The sequence below is a fragment of the Haloarcula sp. S1AR25-4 genome (assembly GCF_031624555.1).
GTDB lineage: Archaea > Halobacteriota > Halobacteria > Halobacteriales > Haloarculaceae > Haloarcula > Haloarcula pellucida.
On the sequence record NZ_JAMQOR010000001.1, the window covers coordinates 1,517,153 to 1,540,616 of the forward strand.

Annotated in this window: 27 protein-coding genes; 5 read left to right on the forward strand and 22 right to left on the reverse strand. The window is 66.7% G+C overall.

The window, feature by feature from the left end:
• Window positions 1–152: 152 nt before the first annotated feature.
• Entirely contained in the window at window positions 153–1,703 is a 1,551-nt protein-coding gene (locus NDI85_RS07930; RefSeq protein WP_310915446.1) for a PKD domain-containing protein, read from the reverse strand.
• 146 nt (window positions 1,704–1,849) lie between these two features.
• Between NDI85_RS07930 and NDI85_RS07935 the strand changes: the two genes are divergently transcribed.
• Both NDI85_RS07935 and NDI85_RS07940 read left to right on the forward strand, forming a co-directional pair.
• Window positions 1,850–2,698 (forward strand): hypothetical protein, encoded by an 849-nt coding sequence (locus tag NDI85_RS07935; RefSeq protein WP_189000885.1) that lies wholly within the window; start codon window positions 1,850–1,852, stop codon window positions 2,696–2,698.
• A 38-nt stretch (window positions 2,699–2,736) separates the two neighbouring features.
• Window positions 2,737–3,129 (forward strand): DUF5611 family protein, encoded by a 393-nt coding sequence (locus NDI85_RS07940; RefSeq protein ID WP_166968327.1) that lies wholly within the window; start codon window positions 2,737–2,739, stop codon window positions 3,127–3,129.
• Between the two features lie 213 nt (window positions 3,130–3,342).
• Here the strand turns inward: NDI85_RS07940 and NDI85_RS07945 are convergent, their stop codons facing one another.
• The 4 genes from NDI85_RS07945 to NDI85_RS07960 form a co-directional block, all read right to left on the reverse strand.
• Entirely contained in the window at window positions 3,343–4,128 is a 786-nt protein-coding gene (locus NDI85_RS07945; RefSeq protein WP_396275520.1) for an ABC transporter permease, read from the reverse strand.
• Between the two features lie 74 nt (window positions 4,129–4,202).
• Window positions 4,203–5,147 (reverse strand): ABC transporter ATP-binding protein, encoded by a 945-nt coding sequence (locus NDI85_RS07950; protein WP_189000879.1) that lies wholly within the window; start codon window positions 5,145–5,147, stop codon window positions 4,203–4,205.
• Between the two features lie 66 nt (window positions 5,148–5,213).
• Window positions 5,214–5,573: a cell division protein SepF gene (sepF, locus tag NDI85_RS07955; RefSeq protein WP_166968324.1), complete on the reverse strand. Its 360-nt coding sequence runs from the start codon at window positions 5,571–5,573 to the stop codon at window positions 5,214–5,216.
• A 61-nt stretch (window positions 5,574–5,634) separates the two neighbouring features.
• Window positions 5,635–6,114 (reverse strand): RNA-binding protein, encoded by a 480-nt coding sequence (locus NDI85_RS07960; protein WP_189000876.1) that lies wholly within the window; start codon window positions 6,112–6,114, stop codon window positions 5,635–5,637.
• Window positions 6,115–6,216: 102 nt separating this feature from the next.
• On the opposite strand from NDI85_RS07960, the gene NDI85_RS07965 reads away from it, so the two are divergent.
• Entirely contained in the window at window positions 6,217–7,128 is a 912-nt protein-coding gene (locus NDI85_RS07965) for a cobalamin-binding protein (protein WP_310915447.1), read from the forward strand.
• A 3-nt stretch (window positions 7,129–7,131) separates the two neighbouring features.
• On the opposite strand, the gene NDI85_RS07970 is transcribed toward NDI85_RS07965, so the two are convergent.
• From NDI85_RS07970 to NDI85_RS08050, 17 genes are all read right to left on the reverse strand, one after another.
• The gene (locus tag NDI85_RS07970) at window positions 7,132–7,890 is read right to left on the reverse strand and encodes an alpha/beta hydrolase (RefSeq protein WP_310915448.1); all 759 of its coding nucleotides are present in this window, start codon (window positions 7,888–7,890) and stop codon (window positions 7,132–7,134) included.
• Between the two features lie 60 nt (window positions 7,891–7,950).
• Complete coding sequence (locus tag NDI85_RS07975) at window positions 7,951–8,772, reverse strand: SAMP-activating enzyme E1 (RefSeq protein WP_189000870.1); 822 nt, start codon at window positions 8,770–8,772, stop codon at window positions 7,951–7,953.
• 63 nt (window positions 8,773–8,835) lie between these two features.
• Window positions 8,836–9,822 carry a methyl-accepting chemotaxis protein gene (locus NDI85_RS07980; RefSeq protein WP_310915449.1) on the reverse strand — a complete coding sequence of 329 codons (987 nt, stop codon included), beginning with the start codon at window positions 9,820–9,822 and terminating at the stop codon, window positions 8,836–8,838.
• An 88-nt stretch (window positions 9,823–9,910) separates the two neighbouring features.
• A complete protein-coding gene (locus NDI85_RS07985; RefSeq protein WP_189000864.1) occupies window positions 9,911–11,410 on the reverse strand; it encodes a carboxypeptidase M32 in 1,500 nt (499 codons plus the stop codon).
• Window positions 11,411–11,468: 58 nt separating this feature from the next.
• Window positions 11,469–12,554: a M20/M25/M40 family metallo-hydrolase gene (locus NDI85_RS07990; RefSeq protein ID WP_310915450.1), complete on the reverse strand. Its 1,086-nt coding sequence runs from the start codon at window positions 12,552–12,554 to the stop codon at window positions 11,469–11,471.
• Window positions 12,555–12,642: 88 nt separating this feature from the next.
• Window positions 12,643–13,095: a histidine kinase gene (locus NDI85_RS07995; RefSeq protein WP_310915451.1), complete on the reverse strand. Its 453-nt coding sequence runs from the start codon at window positions 13,093–13,095 to the stop codon at window positions 12,643–12,645.
• Window positions 13,096–13,268: 173 nt separating this feature from the next.
• Window positions 13,269–13,958 carry an urease accessory protein UreF gene (locus NDI85_RS08000; RefSeq protein WP_189000854.1) on the reverse strand — a complete coding sequence of 230 codons (690 nt, stop codon included), beginning with the start codon at window positions 13,956–13,958 and terminating at the stop codon, window positions 13,269–13,271.
• The gene (locus NDI85_RS08005; RefSeq protein ID WP_310915452.1) at window positions 13,955–14,533 is read right to left on the reverse strand and encodes an urease accessory protein UreE; all 579 of its coding nucleotides are present in this window, start codon (window positions 14,531–14,533) and stop codon (window positions 13,955–13,957) included. The genes NDI85_RS08000 and NDI85_RS08005 overlap by 4 nt, the downstream gene beginning before the upstream one ends.
• Entirely contained in the window at window positions 14,533–15,531 is a 999-nt protein-coding gene (locus tag NDI85_RS08010; RefSeq protein WP_310915453.1) for an urease accessory protein UreD, read from the reverse strand. Before NDI85_RS08010 ends, NDI85_RS08005 begins: the two co-directional genes overlap by 1 nt.
• Window positions 15,531–16,154, reverse strand: coding sequence for an urease accessory protein UreG (ureG, locus tag NDI85_RS08015; protein ID WP_310915454.1), 624 nt, complete (start codon window positions 16,152–16,154; stop codon window positions 15,531–15,533). The genes NDI85_RS08010 and ureG overlap by 1 nt, the downstream gene beginning before the upstream one ends.
• Window positions 16,151–16,525 carry an urease subunit gamma gene (locus tag NDI85_RS08020; RefSeq protein WP_310915455.1) on the reverse strand — a complete coding sequence of 125 codons (375 nt, stop codon included), beginning with the start codon at window positions 16,523–16,525 and terminating at the stop codon, window positions 16,151–16,153. Before NDI85_RS08020 ends, ureG begins: the two co-directional genes overlap by 4 nt.
• Window positions 16,522–18,228 (reverse strand): urease subunit alpha, encoded by a 1,707-nt coding sequence (ureC, locus tag NDI85_RS08025; RefSeq protein ID WP_310915456.1) that lies wholly within the window; start codon window positions 18,226–18,228, stop codon window positions 16,522–16,524. The genes NDI85_RS08020 and ureC overlap by 4 nt, the downstream gene beginning before the upstream one ends.
• Window positions 18,225–18,692, reverse strand: a complete 468-nt coding sequence (locus NDI85_RS08030) for an urease subunit beta (protein WP_310915457.1) — start codon at window positions 18,690–18,692, stop codon at window positions 18,225–18,227. The genes ureC and NDI85_RS08030 overlap by 4 nt, the downstream gene beginning before the upstream one ends.
• 166 nt (window positions 18,693–18,858) lie before the next feature.
• Window positions 18,859–19,647, reverse strand: coding sequence for an ABC transporter ATP-binding protein (locus NDI85_RS08035; protein ID WP_310915458.1), 789 nt, complete (start codon window positions 19,645–19,647; stop codon window positions 18,859–18,861).
• Window positions 19,644–20,435: a cobalt ECF transporter T component CbiQ gene (gene cbiQ, locus NDI85_RS08040; protein ID WP_310915459.1), complete on the reverse strand. Its 792-nt coding sequence runs from the start codon at window positions 20,433–20,435 to the stop codon at window positions 19,644–19,646. Before cbiQ ends, NDI85_RS08035 begins: the two co-directional genes overlap by 4 nt.
• Window positions 20,425–20,724: a PDGLE domain-containing protein gene (locus NDI85_RS08045; protein ID WP_310915460.1), complete on the reverse strand. Its 300-nt coding sequence runs from the start codon at window positions 20,722–20,724 to the stop codon at window positions 20,425–20,427. Before NDI85_RS08045 ends, cbiQ begins: the two co-directional genes overlap by 11 nt.
• Window positions 20,717–21,361, reverse strand: coding sequence for an energy-coupling factor ABC transporter permease (locus NDI85_RS08050; RefSeq protein WP_189000811.1), 645 nt, complete (start codon window positions 21,359–21,361; stop codon window positions 20,717–20,719). Before NDI85_RS08050 ends, NDI85_RS08045 begins: the two co-directional genes overlap by 8 nt.
• Window positions 21,362–21,465: 104 nt before the next feature.
• Here NDI85_RS08050 and nikR point away from each other — a divergent pair, with 104 nt between their 5' ends.
• The gene (gene nikR, locus NDI85_RS08055; protein ID WP_189000808.1) at window positions 21,466–21,876 is read left to right on the forward strand and encodes a nickel-responsive transcriptional regulator NikR; all 411 of its coding nucleotides are present in this window, start codon (window positions 21,466–21,468) and stop codon (window positions 21,874–21,876) included.
• A gap of 309 nt (window positions 21,877–22,185) precedes the next feature.
• Window positions 22,186–23,463: an urea ABC transporter substrate-binding protein gene (locus tag NDI85_RS08060; protein ID WP_310915461.1), complete on the forward strand. Its 1,278-nt coding sequence runs from the start codon at window positions 22,186–22,188 to the stop codon at window positions 23,461–23,463.
• Window position 23,464: the final 1 nt, after the last annotated feature.

Genomic DNA, 23,464 nt, shown 5'->3' on the forward strand with positions numbered 1-23,464 from the left:
TGTCTTGTTGTAACTAATGTTTCTGCTTTAGAGTATATAAATATGGAGAAAAATCAAGCCATCAGAAACTCGCCGAGAGAGTCAGAAAGGCGACCGTCCAAACGAGGGGGTGACAAAAACGGCCAGACGGAAATTGACTGTGGGCTGAGTGGTTACGCACCGATGCAGACGCCGCCGATTTTGACCGTACTGCAACCGCCGCCACCGCCGGAGTCGTCATTGCTGGACCCACCGGAGTCGTCGTTGCTGGACCCACCGGAGTCGTCGTTGCTGGACCCACCGGAGTCGTCGTTGCTGGACCCACCGGAGTCGTCGTTGCTGGACCCACCGGAGTCGTCAGAGCCGCCAGAGTCGCCGCCACCGCCACTCGACCCGTAGTGGTCGCTGGGCGACCCGCCGCTGAAGCTACCGGAGCTACTGGAGCTACCGGAGTCGTCTATCGGTTCGTGGCCAGACTCCGGCCCTCCGCCGTAGCCGCCAGCGAACAGGCCGCTACCCGTGCCACCACTACCAAAGTCGTTGGAGTCGTCGGGACTTCCGCCACTCGACCCGGAGTCGTCGTTGTCGCCTATCGACCCGTAATGGTCGCTGGGCGACCCGCCGCTGTAGCTACTGCCGGAGTCGTCGTTGTTGGACCCGCCGGAACTTCCGCCTATCGACCCGTAGTAGGGGTCACCAGACGAGCCGGATGTGACGCTTCCAGCACCGGAGTCGCTATTGTCGACGACATTGTTCCCGCTGGAACCTCCCCCGTCGTCGTTATCATCCACACCGCCTCCCCAGTCTTCGATGTTCTTCTGCGTCTCGACGGCCTGCTCCATCGCATCGTAGTCGTAGCCCCCTGAAATGTCGTCCGAGCGGAACTCGTCCACATCCACGTAGTTTGAGGCGGTGACTTTCTCGCCGTTGACCCACATTTGGATACCGTCGTCACCGTTGCCCTCAACGATTGTTTGTTCGCCGGTCGTGGAGTCAGTAAGGACAACATCATTCAGGCAATCGTTGTTCCAGAAGTGACAGTCATCAGACGACGAGCCACCATCGGAGAGCGTCCCGCCGACGGACCCGTCTGTGACCACCACGACGCGCTTAGTAGCGGTCCCGCGCCGACCGACCGCGTCGTAGACGACGGCGCGAACCGACCGCGTACCAGCGTCGCCGAACGCGTGCGTGGTACTCACGCTCGCGTTCTCGCCGGAGAGGGACGTTCGGTCGGTGACGTTCCCGTCGACGACCCACGCGAGGGTCGAGAGGGTCCTGTCGGTGCCCTCGGCGTCGGCAGTGAACGTGACATCGTCGTTACGTGTGACTGTCCCCGGTCCGGTGAGAGACACCGACGGTCCCGACGACGGCGAGACGACGACGTGAAGGGTATCGGACCGCGTCGCGCCGTCGTCGTCGGTCACGGTCACGGTGACGTTGTACTGGCCGACCGCAGTCGGACGGAAGTGGGTCTGCCGACACGCTCGGCAGTCGGGCGAGGTAGTAGCGCCCGACGGCGTCTCGATTGACCACTCGACACGTGCGATAGTGCCGTCGGGGTCGCGTGTGCCGTTGGCATCGAGATACACCGTCGCATTGGCTGGAACGGTCTGGTCGAGACCGGCGTCGGCGAGCGGCGGCGCGTTTCCTGTGGCGGCCGCGGTGCCCGAGAGGAGCGTCGCTGTGAGGAGGGCGGCCACGACCAGACTGAGCAGGCGCATCGCTCGACGTTGGGCTCGCCAAATGGTATAAAATTACTTATCTATACTATGCAAATAATGAAGGCATTGCCCGAAACGTATCACTGGGAGTTCGTCGCGAGCCTGACGGGTAGGGTTTAAGTAGGACACGGCGGCAAGAACTGACAATGGGTCTCAAATGTTCCGTCCTCGGGCACACGTACGGTGAGGCCACCGTCGAGCGCGAGCGCGAAGAACAAGGGAGCGAAGTCGTCATCACCATCCAGGAACGGGAGACCTGCGAACGGTGTGGGAAGACGCGCATCGTCTCCGAGAACAAAGAGGTAACAGCCATCGAGACGCCGTCGGACATCGCTGGCGACATGGTCGACGACGAAGACGAGACGTCGACGGCGGATGCCGACGGTGTCGAGGAAGGGACAGTCGGGGTACCGGACGACGGAGCGACCGACGGGACGGCAGACGAATCGACGGACGAGGTGGACGGCGGACCGGCCAACGAGCCGGCAGAGCCGATGAACGTGGGCGATTCGGCCACCGACATCGTCGACTCCGACGCCGACGACGCGGAGATTCTGGACGACAGCGACGAAGAGGCGGACCGAGGCGGCGACAGTGAACTGGAGAATCCGACGACGGACGTCCACGTCCCCGACGCAGAGGCCGAGGACCCAGTCACCGACGCCGGGGCGGAGGATCCCGAAACGGACGACGCCCTCATCATCGACGGCGAGGACGAGGAATCTCGGTCCGACGACCGCGAACCCGGCCAGTGGCCCGACGAACCGGGCGACGACGGCGACGACTGGACGCCGGAGACGGTACTGGGTGGGGACGACGACACTCACGACTCGGCAGCCGTCGAGTCGGCCGATAGCACCGCTGTGACCGTCCCCGAGGGACAGTTCCAGTGTCCCGAGTGTGGGTTCACCACGGACGTAGAGGCGAGTTCTCTGCGCGCGGGCGACTTCTGTCCGGAGTGCCACAAGGGGTCGCTGGTCACCGACACCGAGTGAACGCAAAGAGTAAGACGGCGCCTCGCAAAACGACGGCCATGCGAGAGTACAAGATGCGACGGGGCGAGCATCTCGAAGACCGCGTCCCGGACATGGAAGCGTTCGTCGAGGAGTACTTCGGTCCGGTCACGGACACCGAAGAACACAACGGCAGTGACCTCCTCGTCGTCGACGACCCCGACAACCCCGTGTTCGAACGGGTCGTCGCCGGCACCGTCGACTACGGGAGCAAGAAGGACAAACTGGCCCTGCACATCGACGAGAAGCCAGCCGAGCAGGTCATCTCCGAGGGCCACGTCGACGCCGCCGAGGACGCCGTCTCGGTCAAGAACGATTTCCTCGAAGAGGCGACGGGTCGAGACGCAAAGGCCCGCCGTGACTCCCTGAAGCGGTCCGTCGAGGACGACGCCGACGCGCCGGACAACGTCTGAGCGAGCAGTGCTGTTTTTCCGGAAACATCAGATCGCCGTCACCCCTAAATACTCTCGTGTCATATGTTCACATACGCCTCACCGGAGGCGCACAAAATATCCGGGCCGCGGCACCGCCGCGTGGTCCGGCACGAAGCCGGGCACCCTGTCATAGTTTGTCCGCCCCGCCGGAGGCGGACCCAATCCGGCATGCCGGGCACGTCCGTCTCGTCTTCAGTCGACCAGTCCGTAGCCACGCTTGACCAGTTCGATGTCGACGAAGATGACGGCGACGGTGAGGCCCGTCAGCACGAACAGGGAGCGGTTCGGCGGGACGGCCACTGCCTCGGGGATGACGCCGTAGCGGACGCCGTTGACCATGTACACCATCGGGTTCAGCAGCGTGACCTGTCGCCAGATGCCCGACAGTGCCGACAGCGGGTAGAACACCGCGCCGAAGAACACCAGCGGGCGGATGATGAACTGGTTCATCACCGTCAGGTAGTCGAAGTCACGCGCCCAGAGGCCGCCGATGACGCCGAACGCGGCGAACAGCGTCGGGATGACGAGCGTGAACGCCGCGAGGTAGAACGGGTTCGCGACGGTCACCGGCGTGAAGACGAGGCCGACGCCCCAGATGATGGCGCCGACGACGATGCCGCGGAGCGATGAGGCGGCGACGTAGGCAAGCACCATCTCGGTGTGAGACAACGGCGAGGTCAGCACTTCGTGGATGTACTCGTTCCAGCGGCCGTGGAAGATGGAGAACGAGGCGTTCTCGAAGGCGTTCGAGATCATCCCCAGCACCACCAGTCCGGGCAGGATGAAGAGAATGTAGCCGGCGCCGCCGAAGGCGTTCGGGTCGTTGCCGCTGATGCGCTCGCCGAGGACGACGCCGAAGACGGTGAAGTACAGTACGTTCGTAATCATCGGCGGGAGGAACGTGTTGCGCGGGCGTCGAACGTAGCGAAGAATCTCGCGGTGCAGAAGCGTCCAGAGGCCGACGAGTCGCGCACGCAGTCCCGTCGGTGCACCGTCGCGGGCGTCGTCGGTCGCCGGGCCCGCACCGTTCGTCCCCACGTCGGTGTCGTGGCTCATGCGGACACCTCCGCGTACTCGCGGTCGTCGCGCGTCAGGTCGACGAACACCTCTTCGAGCGAGGCTCGCCGGATGTCGAGCGACGTGACGTGGTACCCCTGCCGTTCGAGTACTCGAACCAGTTCGGGCGCAGTCTGGCTCCCACCCGCCGCCGTGACGCTGAGGCCGTCGTCAGTCACCGCAACGTCGGTGACGCCGTCGACGGCGAGTCTCGGTGCGGACCGTGGTGGGTCGGCCAGACCGAGGTCGATGGTGTCGGTGCCTCTCGACATCAGCTCGTCGGGCGAGGCCACCTCTACCTTGCTCCCCGAGTCCACGATAGCGACCCGGTCACAGAGGCGTTCGGCCTCCTCGATGTAGTGCGTCGTCAGCAGGATGGTCGTGCCGGCGTCGTTCATCCGGTTGATGATGTCCCAGAGGTCGTGGCGCAACTGGACGTCGACGCCGGCCGTGGGTTCGTCCAGAATCAGCAGGTCCGGGTTCGAGACGAGGGCGCGCGCGAGGACGAACCGCCGTTTCATCCCGCCGGAGAGCCAGTCGAATCGGGTGTCCCGCTTGTCCCAGATGCCGACGGTCTTCAGCGCCTCTTCGGCGCGTCGGTGGGCCTCTTTGCTTCCGATGCCGTGGTAGCCGGCCTTGTGTTCGAGAACTTCGATAATGGGGAAAAAGCGGTCGACGTTGAACTCCTGTGGTGCCAGTCCGATTCGGTCGCGGGCCGCTCGGTAGTCGTCCTCGACGTCGAAGCCGAACACTTCGGCGTCCCCGCCGTCTTTGTGGACGAGGCCGACCAGCGTGTTGATGAACGTCGTCTTGCCCGCGCCGTTGGGCCCGAGGAGACCGAAGAACTCGCCGCGGTCGACGGTCAGGTCCAATCCGTCGAGGGCCTGTACGTCACCGTAGTTTTTTCGTAAGTTTCGGGCGCGTATCGCCGGTTCTGTCATTACTGACCCTACCCGGCGGACACCGAAAAGGACGTTGAACGCGGCGGGTCAGAAGAGAGACGGCACCTACCGACCGAGGCGTTCGCGGGCGATACCGACGCCGGCGGGGGTGATGATGAGTTGGTCGTCGTCCTTCTGGACGATGTCGCCGCCGACCTCGTTGGCGACCTGTTTGAGTTCGTCGCTGATGTGTTCCATCGTCCGGTCCTGCGTCGAGTGGCGCGTGATGTCGGCGATGACCACGTCGCCATCGTAGACGGCGTCTTTGATCTCGATGACGTCCTGCTTGTCGCTGATGCGGGCGATGCGGACCTGTCGCTCGGTCTCGGCACCCGACGCATCGAAGTCGTCCGCGTTCAGTTCGACGTAATCCTCGGTCTTCCGGGAGTTGCCCGACTCGCCGAGAATCTTGCTCATGAGTCCCATGTGCCCCACGGCGGGCGCTACCCGTTTCAACTTTTCGTCAGACGGGATTTCGTCGCGGATCTCACACCGAGAACTCGAACAGGTCGTCGCCGACGTGGTGGATAGACTCGACGACCTTGCCCGAGTCGCCGACCATGTCGTCGCCGTCGGTCTTCGCACGCCCGATAGCGAGGAACTTCCCGTGGGACTCCTCGTTGATGGCGACGAGGTCGCCCGAACTGATGTCGTCGTCGGCCTCGGTGATGCCGGGCCGCATGATGTCTGCGCCGTCCGAGACGAAGGAGATGGCGCCGGTGTCGACGGTGACGACGTGTTTCTGGGGTGGGTGAGCGTTCGCGCCCTCGACGGTGAGGAACGGTTCGCTGTCGATATACAGCACGAGGGGGTCGCCGTCGACGAGGACGACGTCCCAGTCGCTGTCCTCGAACTCGACCTTCTCGAAGGTGTCGGCGTCGAGTTCGACGCCGAGGTTGTCGGAAAGCGCCGTCGCGATGGCATCGACCTCGTCCGAGCGGAGGTGGTGCCGCGATTTGACGTTCATACGAGCGTCTGCGGGGTCACGGACGGTAAGCGTAACGAAGGATTAGTGTGACCGGGACGGCCGCGAGGGGAGCCTTTAGACCCGGCGGGCCGTAGCGGGCGTATGCGCGTCGTCACGCTACTGCCGTCCGCGACGGAAATCGTCTACGCCCTCGGCGTCGAACCGGTCGGCGTCTCACACGAGTGTGACTACCCGCCGGCGGCCCGCGAGCAGCCGTCGGTCAACCGCTCCCGTGTCGACCCGGAGGCCTCCAGCAGCGAGATTAACGAACAGGTCGCAGACGCCGAGTCCGGCGACGGCGTCTACGCCATCGACCGCGAGACGCTGGCCGCCGTCGACCCCGACGTAATCGTCACGCAGGGCGTCTGTGACGTCTGTGCCGTCGACCACGTGCTGGTGGCGGAGGCGGTCGAGGACCTCGGACTCGACGCCGAGGTGCTGACACTGGATGTCCACAGCCTCGACGACCTGTTCGACTCCGTCTACCGTGTCGGTGCGGCCATCGGTCGTGACGAGGCGGCGACCGACCTCGTGGCGACCCTCCGCCAGCGAGTCGCCGCCGTCGAGACGACGGCCGCGCGAGCGAGCGAGACGCCCAGCGTGGCCGTCCTCGACTGGCTGGATCCGGTGATGGTGGCCGGCCACTGGGTTCCCGAGATGGTCGAGAAAGCGGGCGGCGTCTACGGGATGGCCGAGCGCGGTGCCCACTCCCGGCCGCGCGAGTGGGAGGAAGTGCGAGAGTACGACCCCGACGTACTGGTGGCGGCGCCGTGTGGCTTCGACGTCGACCAGACCCGGGAGAACCTCGCGGACCTGACCGAACGGCCGGGGTTCGACGAACTCACAGCCGTTCGGGAGGGTCGGGCCTACGTCGTGGACGGCCACCACTACGTCAACCGCTCGGGGCCGCGGCTGGTCGACACGCTGGAGTTTCTGGCGGCGCTGTGTCACCCGGACCTGTTCGACGTGCCGCCGCGGGACGCGGTGCAGGAACTGCCGTCTCTGCGGGCGTAGCGCTCACCCCGCCGGGAGGAACGACTCGACGACGTCTCCAATACGCTCGGGTGCGTTCCAGATACCGACGTGACCGAGACCGTCCAACTCGACGAGTTGGGCCGTCTCGACGACATCCGCGACCGCGCGGATACTGTTTCGGAGATGGGACGGACCGCGAGTACCGGTTATCAGAAGCGTCGGTGCATCCACCGCGATGGTGTCGGGTAGTTCGTACTGTTCTACTGCGGCACTCTCCCGGACGACTGTCTCTGCGAGTGGGGTGCGTTCCTCGATGGGGAGCCCCGTAGGATCGTCGGTCGCGCTGTTCTCCATGAAGAACGCCTCGATGACACCCGCTCGGTCGCCAGCATCGAGGCGGCCCCGGAGCTCTGACGCGAGGTCGGCGTCGGCCCGGTCGTCACCGACCAGAATCGCCGGTTCGTACAGTATCAGCCGGTCCACGTCGGTCTGTCTGGCGGCTTCGAGCGCACAGAGACCGCCGAACGAGTGTCCGAAGAGGACCGGCGTCTCGCCGAATGACTCGACCAGCGCTACGATGTCGGCGACCTCCCGGTCCAAGGCGTACTCGTCTCCGTCGCCGCTCGCACCTCTCCCTCGCCGGTCCGGGGCGACCGCACCGTAGCCGTCTGGCAGATGAGAGCGAAATCGATCCCACGTCTGATGCGTTCCTGTCGTCCCGTGGATGAGGACGACTGGCTGGCCGTCTCCGGAGCGCTCGTATGCTATCGTCGTCTGGTCGGTGGATTGAATCGAACGCATGAGGGGACCCTATTTTCGGTCACTCATGGCATAAATTAGCTTCGAACGTACACGGCCCTGCTACTCCGCTGGCAGCGAACAGCGACCCTCGTAGGTTGCCTCGTCGATACTCCCGATAGCCGGGTCGTCGCCACACACCGGGCAGTCCGGGTTCGGGGCGACGGGCACCTCGTCGACGGTCATCTCGGCGGCGTCGTAGGCCAGTAGCCGCCCGTCGAGCGGTTCGCCGTAGTCCATCGCGAGTTTGACGACTTCCGTCGCCTGGATACAGCCGATGGTGCCGGGGAGGACGCCGAGGACGCCCGCCGTCGCGCAGTCGGGGACGGTGCCCGCTGGCGGTGCCTCTGGGAACAGACAGCGGTAACACGGCCCCTCGCCGTCGCCCGTGAACGTCGTCACTTGCCCCTCGAACCGGAAGATAGCGCCGTGGGAGAAGGGGATGCCCGAGAGGGTGCAGGCGTCGTTGACGAGAAAGCGCGTCTCGAAGTTGTCCGAGGCGTCGACGACGATGTCGTAGTCGGTCACGAGGTCCCTGACGTTCTCTTTCGAGAGGCGAACCTCGTGGGTGTCGACGGTCACGTCGGGGTTCAGACCGGTGACGAACTCGCGGGCGCTGTCGACTTTCGGCCGGCCGATGTCGTCGTCCCGGTGGATAACCTGTCGCTGGAGGTTCGAGCGCTCGACGACGTCGTCGTCGACGACGCCCAGTCGTCCGATGCCGGCCGCCGCGAGGTACTGCAGGACCGGCGAACCGAGGCCGCCAGCACCGACGACGAGCACCGACGAGTCAAGCAGTGCCGCCTGCCCCTCCGGCCCCACGTCGTCCATGATGATGTGACGGGAGTAGCGGTCGAGTTGCTCGGGGTCTAAGTCCGGTCGCATAGTGGAGGGTTGACCCCGAGGGAGGATAAACGACGGGATGGGAACGCCGTGTAACGAGGGCGATCAGTTGTTCCGCTGGAGGTCGGCGACGAGGTCGTCCATCTTCCCGTTGATGCTGGCAATCTGGTCGGTCTGCTCCGCTGCCTCATCGGCTATGTCCGCCGTCGAGTTCGCTATCTCCTCGGCGGCGTCGGTCGCCTGATCTATCATGCTGGCGACCTCTTCGGTCGACGCCGCTTGCTCGTCAGTCGCCGTCGCCACCTCCTCGATACCGTGGTTGACCTCGCGGACGGCGTCGTCGATGTCCGAGAGAATCTCCGTCGACTCCTCGACCGTCTCGATGCCGTCGTCTATCTCCTCGTTGCTCGCTTCGAGACTCTCGACGGCGTTCTCCGTGTCGTCTTGAATCCCGTCGATCATCTCCTCGATGGTGGTCGCCTGGTCCTGGGACTCCTCGGCGAGGCTCTTGACCTCGTCGGCGACGACGGCGAATCCCTCCCCGGCCTCACCGGCACGTGCGGCCTCGATAGAGGCGTTCAGCGCCAGCATGTTCGTCTGGTCGGCGATGTCGTTGATGACTTCGACGATCTCGTCTATCTCCTGGACGCCCTGCTGGATGGTCCGGACGTCCTCGGCGACGCTGTCGGCGGCCCGCTGGATCCGTTCCATCGCCTCGTGGACGTCTTCTGCGTTGCCCTGTCCACGTTCGGCGAGTTCCGTGGCCTCACGAGTCGCCGCCGACACCTCCTCGGAGGAGGACGCGATCTCCTCGACAGAGGCCGAGAGGTTCGACACCTCGTTGGCGATCTCGGACATCCCCTCGTACTGCTCGGCCGTCCGCTCTCGGATGTCGGCCGACTCGGTCGCGATTTCGACCGAGGAGTCCTCCAGTTCGGCGATGAGTGTCTGTATCTCGCTCGCGGTGTCGTGGTCGTAACCGGCCCGTCTGTCGATGTTCTCGGCGATATCGGCGTCGATGTCGTCGTCGATGTCCCCGTCGACGCCCGTCTCCGTTGCAACGCCCGTGTCTCCGTAGCTACTGTCGCCCATGTGTGAATTGTAATTCGAATACGCACTGAAAAAGACGATACCCAATAGAATCAAAAACGAAAACGCGAGCGTTCGAGGAACGGGGCGCTCAGCAGTCGTAGAGGTCGCGGTACTTCGCGTCGGCGTAGTCGAGGAAGTAGTCGGCGGTGAACGACTCGCCCGTCGCTTCCTGCACGAGGTCGTCCGTCTCGTAGCGGGCACCGTGGCGGTGGACGTTCTCGGTCAACCAGTCGTGGATGGGGTCGAAGTCCCCCTCGCGGACGAGCGAGTCCACGTCGCCCACGTCTTCTCGGAGGTGGTGGTCCAACTGGGCAGCCAGCACCGACCCGAGCGTGTAGGTGGGGAAGTACCCCAGCGCGCCGTTGGTCCAGTGGATGTCCTGCAGACAGCCCTCGGCGTCGGTGTCCGGGCGGACCCCGAGGTACTCCTCCATCTTGTCGTTCCAGACTTCGGGGACGTCCTCGACGGCGAGGTCACCGCGGATCAGGTCGCGCTCTATCTCGAACCGGAGGACGATGTGCATGTGGTAGGTCAACTCGTCTGCCTCGACCCGGATGAGGTTGTCCTCGTACACTTCGTTGGCGGCCTCGTAGAACTCCCGCGGCGTCGCGTCGATACCCAGATGCTCGTTGGCAGTGTCGGTAAAGAGGTCCCAGAACGGCTGTGAGCGGCCGATATGGTTCTCCCAGAAGCGCGACTGGGACTCGTGGACAGAGAGGTCGCGGTTGTCGCCCAGCGGCGTCCCGTAGGCCTCTTGGGGCAGCCCGAGCGTGTAGGTGGCGTGGCCGAACTCGTGGATGGTCGAGCCGATGGCGTCCATCGGGTCGTCGGGCTTGAACCGCGTCGTCACGCGGGCGTCGAACTGCGTCCCCGTCGAGAACGGGTGCGGGGCGGTGTCGAGGCGGCCGTGGTCCCAGTCGTACCCGAGCGTGTCCAGCGCTTCCTCGACGAGGGCGTGCTGGTCGTCCTCGTCGTAAGTCCCCTCGAAGGGGTCTGCGAGCGTCACGTCGCTGTCGGCGACGTCGTCGACGAGCGGGACCAGTTCGTCGCGCAACTGGGTCAGCACGTCTTCGGCCGTGTCGATGCCGAGATACGGTTCGTACTCCTCGAAGAGGACTTCGTAAGGGTCCCGGTCCGGGTCGATTGCCTCGGCGTACTCCCGCCGGAGTTCGACCATCTCTTCGAGCGTATCGGCGTACATCTCGAAGTCGTCCTCGGCCTTGGCCTCCTCCCAGACGGGGAGGGCGTTCGAAGAGGCCTCCGAGATGCGCTCGACGAGGTCGGCGGGGACCTTCACCGCTCGCTCGTGGTCCCGGCGGACCTCGCGAACGACGGCTTCCTGTTCGGGGTCCAGATCGGCGTCCTCCAGTTCGTCCAGCCACTCCCCCAACTGGTCGTCGGTCAGCAGGTCGTGGTGGAGCGTCGAGAGGGCAGAAGACTGCTTGGCGCGGGCGGGTGTGCCGCCGCTGGGCATCATCACCTGCTGGTCCCACTGGAGGACCCCGCCGGCGTCGGAGACGTAGTGGAGGCGCTTGACGTGGTCGAGGAACTGCTCGTAGGTCGACTCTGTCTCGCTAGCTGTTGCCATATCCCCCCGTTGGGTCGGCGCTCCTAAAGGGACAGCGTAGGCGGAAATCTGTCGCCGGCTACGCCAGCCACGACTCGACGACGCTCTCGTAGACGCGCTGGCACCGCTCTAGCACGTCGATTGAGACGCTCTCCTCGGCGGTGTGAGCCTCGCCTGGTTCGGCCGCGCCGACGACGACACAGTCCGTCCCGGCGTCGGCTAGCCACCCCGCATCGGTCGCGTGGGGCTTGACGACCTGTGCGGGCACACCGTCCTGCGCAGCGGCGGCAGCGTCGCGGACGGCGTCGGCGAAGTCGGCGTCGCCACAGGCCATCGGCGGGAGGTCTTGGTCCACACGCAGGGAGACACCCTCGATGGCCGTCACGCGATCGAGTGGCGCGCGCTCGCCCGGAACCGTCCGCTCGTCGACGGTCACCGCACAGCGCTCCGGAATCACGTTCCACGCCGACCCGCCGTCGATCTCGGTGACGGCGACGCTTCCGGACAGTTCGTGACCCAGCACCTCGGTCGACGGGAAGTCGAGGTCCCGAACCACGTCGACGGCGTCCGTCGCGCGGTAGATGGCGTTCTCGCCGGCGTCGGGTTCGCTGGCGTGGGCCGCAGTTCCCTCGGCGACGATAGTCGACCCGCGACGACCCTTGTGGGCGACGGCGACGTCGGTGATTCCCGGCGCGGAGTAGCCCGTCGACCCCTCACCGACCACGGCGTAGTCCACCCGAAAGCCGTCCTCGATGGCGGCCCGACAGCCGACGCCGCCCTGTTCCTCGCCGGCGAAGGAGGCGAAGACGAGTTCGTCCTCGGCGGGCGTCTCGGCCGCCTCGAACGCCAGCATCGCCGCCGCGACGCTCCCCTTCATGTCGGCACTGCCCCGACCGTGGATGCGGCCCTCGCGTCTTTCGACGACGTACGACCCGTCGGCGTCCACCTGTGACTCGTCCGGCGGGACGACGTCGTGGTGGCCGACGAGGGCGAGCGATTCGCCGCTCCCCGGTCCCTTCCGAGCGATAACGTTGCCGTGGTCGTCGCGTTCGACGGCGGCGTCGGTGTGGTCCCGGAGCCACGAGGCGACGAACTCGCCGGCGGCCGACTCGTCCTCGTGGCTCGGGATGGCGACCAGTTCCTCCGTGAGGTCGGCGACGTGCATACGCAGTCGTCACCCGCTAGAGGTTTGGGTCTTGCTGGAAACGGAGAACGGCGTCGCAGAATCGTCCTGCCGACAGCCACCGGTTGTCTCAGCGAAGCACCGCGTAGGCCACGCCCAACACGCCGCCGTAGACGGCGTGCCACAGCAGACTCGGCACCGCGAAGTTCGGGAACGGCGGCGCCATCGGGAACCCGACGGCGCTCAGCCAGACGGGCATCACGAGGGCGGCGAGTGCGACCCACGTGACGACGCCCCAGAGGACGCCCAGTCCGACCGTCGCGCCCGTCGAACGCCCGACCAGACCGGATTCGACGAGCGCCGCGAAGACGACGCCGAGGACGGCGCCGTGCGCGAGGTGAACCGTCCACCCCGCGACACCTCCCGAGAGACCGTAGAGGCCGGGAATCGCACCTTTCAGGACCGCCGCGTTCATCACGGAGATGAGTACCGCCATCACTGTCGCACCGCCGATACCACCGGCGACACCGGCCTGCCAGTCGTCTAGCACGAGTCCGGTGTCGGTCGCAGTCTGTGTTGCCATTGCGTCTCCGGGTGCTCGCGGATATCGCAAATAGTCGACTTGAGAGCGTGCCCGACGTACACAGCCCCGGAAAGTTGACAAGGGAGACCGGCGGGCAGTCGGCCGTTTCTGTGTGGTGACGATAGGCACACGCGCGCCCCATCAGAGATATCAATTTCGGAGACTGAGACCGTTCAGCTCGCGAACAGCCGCCGCTCGGCCCGTTCGTGGTCGGCGGCGAGGACGTCGACCAGCGGCGCGAAGGGCGTCATGTCGTCTATCGAGCGTCCCGCGCTGTCGTCGGCGGCCTCGGCCATCACCGGTCGCAGGTCGTCCAGAATCCGCTGGGCGTCGGTGTGGCCCAGCGAGAGGAGGCGCTGGGCCGCGCCGAGTAATCCGGTGACGAAGCCGTGACAGCACAGCAGGCAGGCCTGCCGCACGTCGATGCCGGCCAGTCCGGTAGCGACGCCGAGGACGACGGCGTAGTTGCCCGGCGCGTCGTCGGCGGCGACGCTCTCGGCGTACCGCTCCAGCAGGTCGTCGTCACGCAACTCCCGTTGGAGCGACAGCAGGCGGTCGCCGGACTGCTGGGCACTCTCGCGGAACTCCGCGGCCAGCGTCACCGCGGCGAGGCGCCGGTCGGCCGCGCAGATGGCGTCGATATCGTCCTCGCTGGCGGCGGCGTGGGCCGCACGGAGCGCCACCAGTTCGGCCGGGCCGACTTGCCGCCGGAGGTACGTTTCGAGGAGCGCTTCGAGGTCGTCGGCGTCGGTCACTCGGTCGTCGGCGACGAACTGTTCGAGTCCGTAGGAGACGGTGTAGGTGCCGACCGGGAGGAAGGAGTCGGCCAGTCGGAACGCCTCGAGAGTCGCGTCGTCGCTCATCGGTCCGCTCCGTCGATAGTCCGGACGCCGTGGGTGTGTCCGGTACCGTCGTGGGAATGGCCGTGGTCGCCGTGTGCGCGGCTACCGGCGCCGTGACTGTGGTCGGGGTCGGCGTCGTCGAACGTCGTCGGCGGCACGGACTCGAAGCGCGTCTCGACGCCCTCGGGCAGGTCGTCACCGACGGCGGCCAGCATCCGCTCGCGGGTGTCCGGCACCGGGAACAGCGCCTCGCCGTCGCGCATCGCGAGGTCCCAGTGGCGGTTGCCCAGCGCGTGGCCCAGTTCCAGCGCCGCCGTCGGCGAGACATCGGCGTCGGCGAACGAAAGCACCAGCGCCTCGATAGCGGCGAGTTCGACCACGAGGAGGGTGCCGTCGTCGGTTTCGAGGACGTCGCCGTCGGCGAGGTCACGGGCGACGACGATGCCGACGTCCTCGCCCTCGGTCGACTCGGTGCGAACCCGAGAGCGCTGTCGCTCGATGTCCGAGAGGACCACGCGGACGGGGTCGGCGTCGGCCAGTCGGGCCGCGAGGTCGGCGTCCTCGCCGTGGCCCAGATACGTCTCCGCGACCAGCATCAGTACTTCCTCCCCGAGGGCGCGGGTGCGTCGAGCAGGTCCCGCCGAGCGTGGTCCCACGCGGCGTGGAGCGTCGACTGGACCGTCTCGGCCCGGTCGGCCAGTGCGCGCACGGCGACGCCGGCCCCGTTCGGGAGTGCGGTCGCGCCGGCCCGTGCGTCCGCGTCGGTGACCGTCTCGTGCAGGGCGTCCGAGAGCGCCGCGGCGTCGCTGTCGGGCGCGACGACGAACAAGGTCCCGTAGACGGTGAACTCACCGAGGACGCCCGGTGCCGTCGGATCTCCGTCGGCGGGCGTGAGATGGGTCGCGTCCTCGAAGAGGAGGCCATCCGGTCCCTCGGCGCGGACCCGTGAGAGGTACCGCTCGAACTCGAATCGCTCGCCGCGGGCGAGGCGTCCGGGCACGACGACGTCGGCGAGGACTGCCGTCGCTCCGGCGTCGAGGTCCAGCGTCAGGTCCTGATAGTACCGCGAGTCGGCGTGCAGGATGGTCGGTTCCGGCACGTAGTCGAGGTGGCCGCCGGGACCGACCGAGAGCGTCGTGTCGGCGGCGGCGTAGTTGGCGTTCATCGACTGCACCTTCGTGGAACTCTGGGTGGAGACGTGGGCGACGGCGTCGTCCTCGACGGCGATGGTCACGTCGTGGCGGTCCCCCTGTGCGATACCCCCCGTGGGCGACTGGAGGAACACCGTCTCGGCCGCGGGATGGGGGTCGTGGCCCAGCGTCCCCGAGACGTGGAACGGCACCGTCGCGTAGTCGTGGACGAGTTTCGTCCCGTCGCTGGTCGGCGCGAAGCGGAGTTCGAGGACGCCGTCCTTGCCCGGCGCGCCGACGGCGGCCTGCGGCGGCGACTCGGCGGCGTAGGCCTCGAAAGACGGGTGTGGAGCATCGGTGTCGGTCGCGTCGTCTGCCGGGTCCTCGGCGTCTCGCTCTGCTCGCGCCTGTGGTGCGTCCTCGCCGTCTCGCTCCGCTCGCGCCTCCGGCGCGTCCGTCGCCATCAGGCGAACAACACCCCCTCGCGGACGTGTTCGAGCACCTCGTCGACGCCCTCCTCGGCCTTGCAGTTGGTGAAGACGAACGGGCCGTCCCGGACCTCTCGGGCGTCCCGTTCCATCAGGTCCAAATCGGCCCCGACGTGGGGTGCGAGGTCCGTCTTGTTCACCACCAGCAAGTCGCAGTCGACGACGCCGGGACCGCGCTTTCGGGGGATGTCGTCGCCCTCCGCGACCGAGATGACGTACAGCGAGTAGTCCGCGAGTTCGGGGTTGAACGTCGCAGCGAGGTTGTCCCCGCCACTCTCGACGAGGACCAAGTCGAGGTCCGGGTGGTCGGCGAGGAACGCGTCTATCTGCTGGAGGTTCATCGACGGGTCCTCGCGGATGCCGGTGTGCGGGCAGGCGCCCGTCTCGACGCCAGCGACAAGGTCCTCGGGGACGACGCCGGCAAAGCGCTCGCGCAGGCGGTCGGCGTCCTCTTGGGTGAGGATGTCGTTGGCGATGACGCCCACGTCCAGTCCCTCCTCGCGGAGGCGCGGAACGACTTCAGTCAGCAGCGAGGTCTTTCCGGACCCGACCGGGCCGCCGATACCGACCGTCGCGACGTCGCGGTGGGTCAGACTCATGATTGGTCACCCTCGCCGCCGTCCGCGGCCGTCTCCTCGCTCTCGGCCTCGGCCGTTCCCACGCTATCCGAGCGGATGGGGTCGTGGACCGTGACGAGTTTCGTCCCGTCGGGGAACACCGGTTCGACCTGAATCATGTCGATCATCTCCGGGACGCCCTCCATCACGTCCTCGCGGCCCAGCAGTTGAGAGGCGCCGGAGCGAATCTCGGCGACCGACTGGCCGTCACGGCCCCGTTCGATACACCAGTCGCTGATGTAGGCGACGGCCTCGGGGTGGTTCAGCGGGACGCCGCGCTCTTTGCGGCGTCGCGCGACCTCTGCGGCGGTGAAGACGGTGAGTCGTTCCTGCTCTTTGGCTGTGAGTTTCATAGCATGTACCGCTGTGCGAGTGGCAGTTCGGAGGACGGTTCGCAGGTGACGTGTTCGCCGTCGACCTGTACCTCGAACGTCTCGGGGTCGACCTCGATGTCGTCGGGACAGTAGTCGTTGTACACCATGTCGTCCTTGCCGGGCGTGCGGGTGCCCTCCACGGGGACGACGGGGGTGTCGAGGCCGTACTCCTCGCCGACGCCGCGTTCGGCGGCGGCCGGCGAGACGAACGACAGCGAGAGCGCGTGTTTGGCCTTGCCGACGGCCCCGGCGCGTTCGCGCTGGACGATGGGCTCACAGGTCATCAGCGACCCGTTGGCCTCGCCCATCTCCGAGTGGACCGGGAACCCACCTTTGAACGTCATCGCGGGCTTGATACCGAAGAACGCGGGGTCCCACAGCACCACGTCGGCCATCTTGCCGGGTTCGAGCGTCCCGACGTACGGTTCGATGCCGGCCGAGATGGCGGGGTTGACGGTGTACTTCGCGATATAGCGTTTGATGCGGAAGTTGTCGGCGCCGGTCCCCTCGTCCTCGGGGAGGGGGCCGCGCTGGGACTTCATCTTCGAGGCCGTCTGCCACGTCCGCGGGACGAGTTCGGCCATCCGGCCCATCGCCTGTGAGTCGGTGGTCATCATCGAGATGGCGCCCATGTCGTGGAGGACGTCCTCGGCGGCGATGGTCTCCGCGCGCACGCGGGACTCGGCGAAGGCCACGTCTTCGGGCACGTCGGGGTTCAGATGGTGACACACCATCACCATGTCCAGGTGTTCGTCGAACGTGTTGTCGGTGTACGGCATCGAGGGGTTCGTCGACGAGGGTAGCATGTTCGGTTGGCCGACCATCTCCATGATGTCCGGCGCGTGGCCCCCGCCGGCGCCCTCGATGTGGAACAGGTGCATCGTCCGGCCGTCGACGGCGTCGAAGGTGTTCTCGACGAACCCGGCCTCGTTCAGCGTGTCCGTGTGCATGCAGACCTGCACGTCCTCCTCCTCGGCGACGTCCAGACACGTGTCGATGGCCTCTGGCATCGACCCCCAGTCCTCGTGGAGTTTCAGGGTGCAGGCCCCGGCCTCGATCTGCTCGCGTAGCGGTTCCGGGTCCGAGGCGTTGCCCTTGCCGTAGAACCCGACGTTGACCGGCCACGCCTCGGCGGCTTGCAGGTGTCGTTTGACGTTCTCGGGACCGGTCGTACAGGTGGTCGCGCCGCCGCCGTAGCCGCCGCCGAGCATCGTCGTGATGCCGCCCGAGAGGGCGTGTTCGTGGAGTTGCGCGGAGTTCCAGTGGACGTGGATGTCCAGCGCCCCGGCGGTCGCGATTTTCCCCTCGCAGGGGTAGACGTCCGTCGACGGGCCGACGACCATGTCGACGCCGTCCATCGTGTCCGGGTTGCCGGCCTTCCCGATGCCCGCTATCTCGCCGTTTCTGATGCCGATGTCGGCGGCGATAATCCCGAGGGCGGGGTCGATGATCGTCGCGTTGGTCAGCACCCAGTCCATGGCGCCCTCCTCCTGTGTGACGCCGGGGGCCTGCCCGAGGCCGTCGCGAAGCGTCTTCCCGCCGCCGAAGACGGCCTCGTCACCGTGTGTCCGGAGGTCCTCCTCGACTTCGGCGAACAGTTCGGTGTCGCCCAGACGGACCTTGTCGCCCTCCGTCGGGCCGTACAGTTCGGCGTAGGCCTCGCGGTCGATGTCGCGGGTCATTCCTCGGCCTCCGCGTCGTCGTCTTCGGCCCCCGTGTCACGGAACCCGGCCGCGCGCAATCGCTCCAGCGCCTCGCTCAGCCTCGTCTCGCGGGTCGCGTTCGCTTCCCGCTCGCCTTCCCGAGGCCCGCTCTCCGAGCGCGCCTCGCTCACACTTCCGTTGACCATCCCGTTCATCCCGTGGGCGACGCGCTTGCCGCCGATGGCGACGAGTTCGACGGTCTGCTCGTCGCCGGGTTCGAACCGGACGGCCGTGCCCGCGGGGATGTTCAGTCGCATCCCGAAGGCCGCGCGGCGGTCGAACGCCAGCGCGGCGTTGGCCTCGAAGAAGTGGAAGTGCGACCCGACCTGTATCGGGCGGTCGCCGGTGTTGCCGACGGTCACCTCCGTCGTCTCGCGACCCTCGTTCAGCGTCACGGTCCCCTCGCCGGCGACGACTTCGCCGGGAACGAGGCCCTCGGTCACGACGACCCCCGTCCCGTGGTCGTTTCCGACTGTTTGTCCAACATATGCGTCCTCGTTTGGACAGCCGTGATAAGCAACTTCCTCTCGGCGCAAATAGCGCCGCTCAGTTCTTTACTTTCACCAGTATGTAGTCCTTGGTGACGGTCGTCTGGACGTTCGTCCACAATCAGTCGCCGAGTCGGGCCCGCGCCTCGGCAACTGTCAACGGCACGTCCTCGCGGCCGTCGAAGAGGCGAACGACCTGCGGCGGGCGGAGATTACAGTCGGTCAACAGGTCGGTGTCGGTCAGTATCTCGCGGGTCGGTCCCGTCGCGGCCACCTCGCCAGCGGCGTCGAGCAGCACCACGCGGTCTGCGACGTGCGGGACCAGTTCCGTATCGGGCGTCGACGTGACGAGGGTGACGCCGTCCGCTGAGAGGGCCGACAGCAGGGACAGTACCTCGGCGCGGTTGGCCGCGTCGACGTTGCTCACCGGTTCGTCCAGCAACAGGACGGCGGGTTCGACGGTCAGCGCACTCGCCAGTGCGGCCCGTCGCTGTTCGCCGCCGCTGAGGCGGAACGGCGGCTTCGACAGGAGGTCCCCGAGGTCTAACTGGTCGGCCACGCGCTCGACGCGCCGGTCGACCTCCACGGCCGAGAGGTCCTGCTGGCTCGGGCCGTAGGCGAGGTCCTCCCTGACGGTGGGGTTGAACAGGTAGTCCGCGGGGTTCTGCGTGAGGACGCTCAGGCGGTCCCGGACCGCGTCGGCGTCGGTCGTCTCGCCGAAGTACCGGACCGTCCCGGCGTCGGGGTCGACGAGGCCGCCGAGCAACTGGAGGAGCGTGCTCTTACCGGCGCCGTTGGGCCCGAGGAGGGCGACCCGTTCGCCCGCCTCGACGGTCACGTCGACGCCGTCGACGGCGAGGGTCCCGTCCGGGTAGGCGTAGCGCAGGCCGGTCGCGTCGAGAGCGGTCACGCGAGTCCCACCCCGGCGACGGTGGCGAGGACGACCAGACCGAAGGCGGCGTCGGCGGTAGACAGAGAGTCGCGCGACCGGACCGGCGTCGTCCCCGTGCCACCGCGGGCGCGGGCGGCCCGCTGGACGCGCTCGCCGCGTTCGAGGCTCCGGAGGAGGAAGGTTCCGACGAAGTTGCCCGAGTCGCGCCACGTCCGTCGCAGGTTCGGGTCCGCGAGCGTGCGACCGCGACGGGCGCGGACCATCCGTTCGAGTTCCGCGAAGAACAGCAGGAGGTACCGGTAGGTGATGGCCAGCAGCGAGACGGCGACGGTCGGCGCACGGAGGCGTCGGAGCGCGGCCAACAGGTCCGCGAAGCGCGTCGTCAACAGGAGCACGGAGAGGAAGCCGACGCAGGCGGCCACGCGAACCGTGAACGTCGCGACGTAGTCGACGCCGGCGACCGACAGCGGCACCCAGTCGAACGTCGGCCCGCCCATCAGGACCGCCTGTGGCGCGACGACGACCAGCGCGAACGTCGGCGGGCCGGTCACCCGCCCGAAGAAGGTCCGGGCCGGCACCCGGGAGAGGACGGCGAGCGCGACAGCCACGCCCGCCAGCGCGGCGACAGTCGAGAGGTCGCGCTGGACGACCGTGACCGTGACGAGGGCGAGGACGCCCAGTAGCTTGACGCTCGGCGCGACGGCTTGCAGGAACCCGCGTCGGTCGGGGACGTCCTCGGCCAGCAGGAACCACCGCGCTCGGGTCGCGATACCCGCGACGGTGCGGTCCAGCAGGTCAGTCCGCATCCGCGTCGGCCCCCAGCAGTCGGCCGAGTACAAGCGCGGCCAGCAGCGTCAGCGCCGTCCCGACGACGGCCGAGACGAACGTCCCCATCGCACTGCCGAGGCCCGGCACGGCGTAGTCCGGGAGCGGTGCGCTCACGGTGGACTCGGTGTCGTCCGTCGCACCCGTGGCCTCGGCGGCGTTCTCCAGCGGTTCGGCGTAGCCGACCTGTCCGGCCGCCCACCCGAACACCGGTGCGAGCAGCGTCAGGACGAGCAAGAGCGCGAGCGCCTTCGGCAGCCACTCACGCATCGGCAGCCACCTCCGAGACGGCGTCCGGTCGGAGGTCCGGGCGGGCGCGGGCGAGGTAGCGGTAGACGACGGCGGTGATAGCACCCTCGACGAGGCCGAGGACGAGGTGGCCGACGCCCATGATAGCCACCGTCGTCAGCAGTTGGTACTCGAACGCCGAGGAGAGGCCCAGTTGGACGGCGGCGGTGAGCGCCCCGGCGGTGATACCCAGCCATCCGGCGGCGAAGGCCGCGCGGAACTCGCCGTAGGGGGCGAGGAGACGATAGACGGCGTAGCCGACGTACACCTCCACGATAGCCATGTTGAACACGTTCGCGCCGAGGACGACGAGGCCGCCGTCGCCGAAGACGAGCGCCTGAATCGTGACGACGGTGGCGAGACAGAGCGCGCCCAGATGTGGGCCGAGCAGGATTGCGGCGAACGCGCCGCCGACGAAGTGCGCGCTCGTCCCGCCCGGGATGGGCCAGTTGAGCATCTGTGCGGCGAAGACGCCAGCGGCCACGACGCCGAGCAGCGGCGCGCGTGCGTCGGACACCTCGCCACCGACGCGTCGGGCGGCGACAGAGAGGACCGCGACGGAGAGTACGGCACAGAACACGGCGATAGACAGGTCCACGTAGCCGTCGGGGATGTGCATATCGTTGGGTCCTCAGCGCGACAAATAATACTTCTGTATCGCGCAGTATTACTGTCGGCGGCGGGGTGGCCAGCCATATTAGCCCCACCGTCGTACGCCGGAGTATGACCGACGACATCGACCGCATCAGCCTCACGCTCCCGGCGTCGATGGTCGACCGACTCGACGGCATCGTCGACGACTGGGAGTACGCCAGTCGGTCCGAGGCGATTCGGGACTCGCTACGGGACTTCTTCGCAGACTACGAGTGGGAGACCAGCGGCGGCGAGCGCCACCACGGGACCATCGTGGTCGTCCACGACCACCACGTCTCCGGTATCGCCGACGACCTCCAGACCATCCAACACGAGATGGCCGAAGCCATCACCTCCGTCCAGCACATCCACCTCTCACACGACACCTGCATGGAGACGCTCGTCGTCGAGGGGGCGGCCAGCGAGATCACGGAACTCGCCAACCGACTCCGCGCACTCAGCGGCGTCCAGCAGGTGAAAGTCGTCGTCGTCGACGAGTAGGACAGTTCGCGGCACCATTTTCCGCCTCCGCGCTCGCCATCCGGAAAGTTTGTAGATTTGCAAGATTATCGCCCCGAATCGTTCGTACATCTCGTTTTCTTCCCTGTCCTAACACATCCTTATACTCCCCACACGATATGAAGGAGAGTATAAGATTGGATGAGTAAACCTTATTTACGTACTGCTGAAGGGGAAGGACGTGAACGAAATCATGGACGAACGTCCGAGTATCAGCGAGAAACGTGTTGGTACGTACACTAAAGCCGTCATTAAGGTGAACGATTCTGCCCCATCTTCGGAGGCAAACGTATGACCGACGGCCTCACGAATCGGCGTGGCTTCCTCGCCTCGTCGGCGGCGCTGGCCGGCACCGCACTGGCCGGGTGTTCCGGCGGGTCGGCCTCGGGTGACGACACGCTCACGCTCGGTGTACTCGAAGACCGGTCGGGCAACTTCGCGCTGGTCGGCGACCCGAAACACAAGGCGTCGATGCTGGCCATCGAGGAGATAAACAACGACGGCGGCATCGACGGCAAGCAGATAGAGGTGTTCGACCCGGATCCCCAATCCGACAACCAGCGCTATCAGGAACTCACTCGCCGGGCCATCAACCAGAAAAACGTCGACGCGCTGTGGGCCGGCTACTCCTCCGCGACGCGTGAGGCCATCCGCCCCATCATCGACCGCGAAGACCAGTTGTACTTCTACACGACCCAGTACGAGGGCGGCGTCTGTGATAAGAACGTCTTCGCCGTCGGGCCGACGGCCCGCCAGCAGTTGGGGAGCGTCCTCCCGTACCTCGTCGAGGAGTACGGGCCCAAAATCTACACTATCGCCGCGGACTACAACTTCGGTCAGCTATCGGCCGACTGGGTCAAGGTACTGGCCGACGAGAACGACGCCGAGGTCATCGGCGAGGAGTTCATCCCGCTGTCGAACTCCCAGTTCGGGTCGACAATCAACCGCATCCAGTCGGCCGAACCCGACTTCGTGATGTCGATGCTCGTCGGCGCGAACCACACCTCCTTCTACGAGCAGAAGGCCTCCGCCGGCCTCGACGTCCCCATCGGCACCTCGACGGCGATGGCACAGGGGTACGAACACCGTCGGCTGGACCCGCCCGCGATGGCCAACATCTACGCCGGGGTCAACTACATGGAGGAGATTCCGACGAACCGCAACACGAGCGAGGGCGGCTTCGTCGACCGCTACTACGAGAAGTTCCCGGACGCCCCCTACCTCAACGAGGAGGCGGAGAACAACTACTTCTCCATCTACATGTACAAGAAGGCCGTCGAGCAGGCCGGGACGACCGAACAGCCGGAAGTGAGGGAAGCCCTCGAATCGGGTATCACCTACGAGGCCCCCGAAGCCCCGGACGGCGAGTCCATCAAACTCGACGGCGCGACCCACCACGTCGACCACCACATGTGGGTCATGCGCGCCGACGACCAGCACAACGTCGAGGCCGTCGACGACCGGGTCATCCCGGAGACGTTCCTCTCGGAGACGGTCGGCTGTGACCTCACCCAAGAGGACGAGGAGACGCAGTACACCCCGCAGGACTTCTACGAGGAGGCCGGATAGC

Excerpts from the sequence above, each read along its gene's own strand:
- NDI85_RS07975 (WP_189000870.1), bottom strand. The coding sequence starts at position 8,772 with ATGCGACCGGACTTAGACCCCGAGCAACTCGACCGCTACTCCCGTCAC.
- cbiQ (WP_310915459.1), bottom strand. The coding sequence starts at position 20,435 with ATGCGGACTGACCTGCTGGACCGCACCGTCGCGGGTATCGCGACCCGA.
- NDI85_RS08050 (WP_189000811.1), bottom strand. The coding sequence starts at position 21,361 with ATGCACATCCCCGACGGCTACGTGGACCTGTCTATCGCCGTGTTCTGT.
- NDI85_RS07940 (WP_166968327.1), top strand. The coding sequence starts at position 2,737 with ATGCGAGAGTACAAGATGCGACGGGGCGAGCATCTCGAAGACCGCGTC.
- NDI85_RS08010 (WP_310915453.1), bottom strand. The coding sequence starts at position 15,531 with ATGGCGACGGACGCGCCGGAGGCGCGAGCGGAGCGAGACGGCGAGGAC.
- NDI85_RS07930 (WP_310915446.1), bottom strand. The coding sequence starts at position 1,703 with ATGCGCCTGCTCAGTCTGGTCGTGGCCGCCCTCCTCACAGCGACGCTC.
- NDI85_RS07970 (WP_310915448.1), bottom strand. The coding sequence starts at position 7,890 with ATGCGTTCGATTCAATCCACCGACCAGACGACGATAGCATACGAGCGC.
- nikR (WP_189000808.1), top strand. The coding sequence starts at position 21,466 with ATGACCGACGACATCGACCGCATCAGCCTCACGCTCCCGGCGTCGATG.
- NDI85_RS07990 (WP_310915450.1), bottom strand. The coding sequence starts at position 12,554 with ATGCACGTCGCCGACCTCACGGAGGAACTGGTCGCCATCCCGAGCCAC.
- NDI85_RS07965 (WP_310915447.1), top strand. The coding sequence starts at position 6,217 with ATGCGCGTCGTCACGCTACTGCCGTCCGCGACGGAAATCGTCTACGCC.
- NDI85_RS07960 (WP_189000876.1), bottom strand. The coding sequence starts at position 6,114 with ATGAACGTCAAATCGCGGCACCACCTCCGCTCGGACGAGGTCGATGCC.
- NDI85_RS08020 (WP_310915455.1), bottom strand. The coding sequence starts at position 16,525 with ATGAAACTCACAGCCAAAGAGCAGGAACGACTCACCGTCTTCACCGCC.
- NDI85_RS08060 (WP_310915461.1), top strand. The coding sequence starts at position 22,186 with ATGACCGACGGCCTCACGAATCGGCGTGGCTTCCTCGCCTCGTCGGCG.
- NDI85_RS07985 (WP_189000864.1), bottom strand. The coding sequence starts at position 11,410 with ATGGCAACAGCTAGCGAGACAGAGTCGACCTACGAGCAGTTCCTCGAC.
- ureG (WP_310915454.1), bottom strand. The coding sequence starts at position 16,154 with ATGAGTCTGACCCACCGCGACGTCGCGACGGTCGGTATCGGCGGCCCG.
- NDI85_RS08000 (WP_189000854.1), bottom strand. The coding sequence starts at position 13,958 with ATGAGCGACGACGCGACTCTCGAGGCGTTCCGACTGGCCGACTCCTTC.
- NDI85_RS07995 (WP_310915451.1), bottom strand. The coding sequence starts at position 13,095 with ATGGCAACACAGACTGCGACCGACACCGGACTCGTGCTAGACGACTGG.
- NDI85_RS08045 (WP_310915460.1), bottom strand. The coding sequence starts at position 20,724 with ATGCGTGAGTGGCTGCCGAAGGCGCTCGCGCTCTTGCTCGTCCTGACG.
- NDI85_RS07980 (WP_310915449.1), bottom strand. The coding sequence starts at position 9,822 with ATGGGCGACAGTAGCTACGGAGACACGGGCGTTGCAACGGAGACGGGC.
- NDI85_RS08005 (WP_310915452.1), bottom strand. The coding sequence starts at position 14,533 with ATGCTGGTCGCGGAGACGTATCTGGGCCACGGCGAGGACGCCGACCTC.
- NDI85_RS07950 (WP_189000879.1), bottom strand. The coding sequence starts at position 5,147 with ATGACAGAACCGGCGATACGCGCCCGAAACTTACGAAAAAACTACGGT.
- NDI85_RS07935 (WP_189000885.1), top strand. The coding sequence starts at position 1,850 with ATGGGTCTCAAATGTTCCGTCCTCGGGCACACGTACGGTGAGGCCACC.
- sepF (WP_166968324.1), bottom strand. The coding sequence starts at position 5,573 with ATGGGACTCATGAGCAAGATTCTCGGCGAGTCGGGCAACTCCCGGAAG.
- ureC (WP_310915456.1), bottom strand. The coding sequence starts at position 18,228 with ATGACCCGCGACATCGACCGCGAGGCCTACGCCGAACTGTACGGCCCG.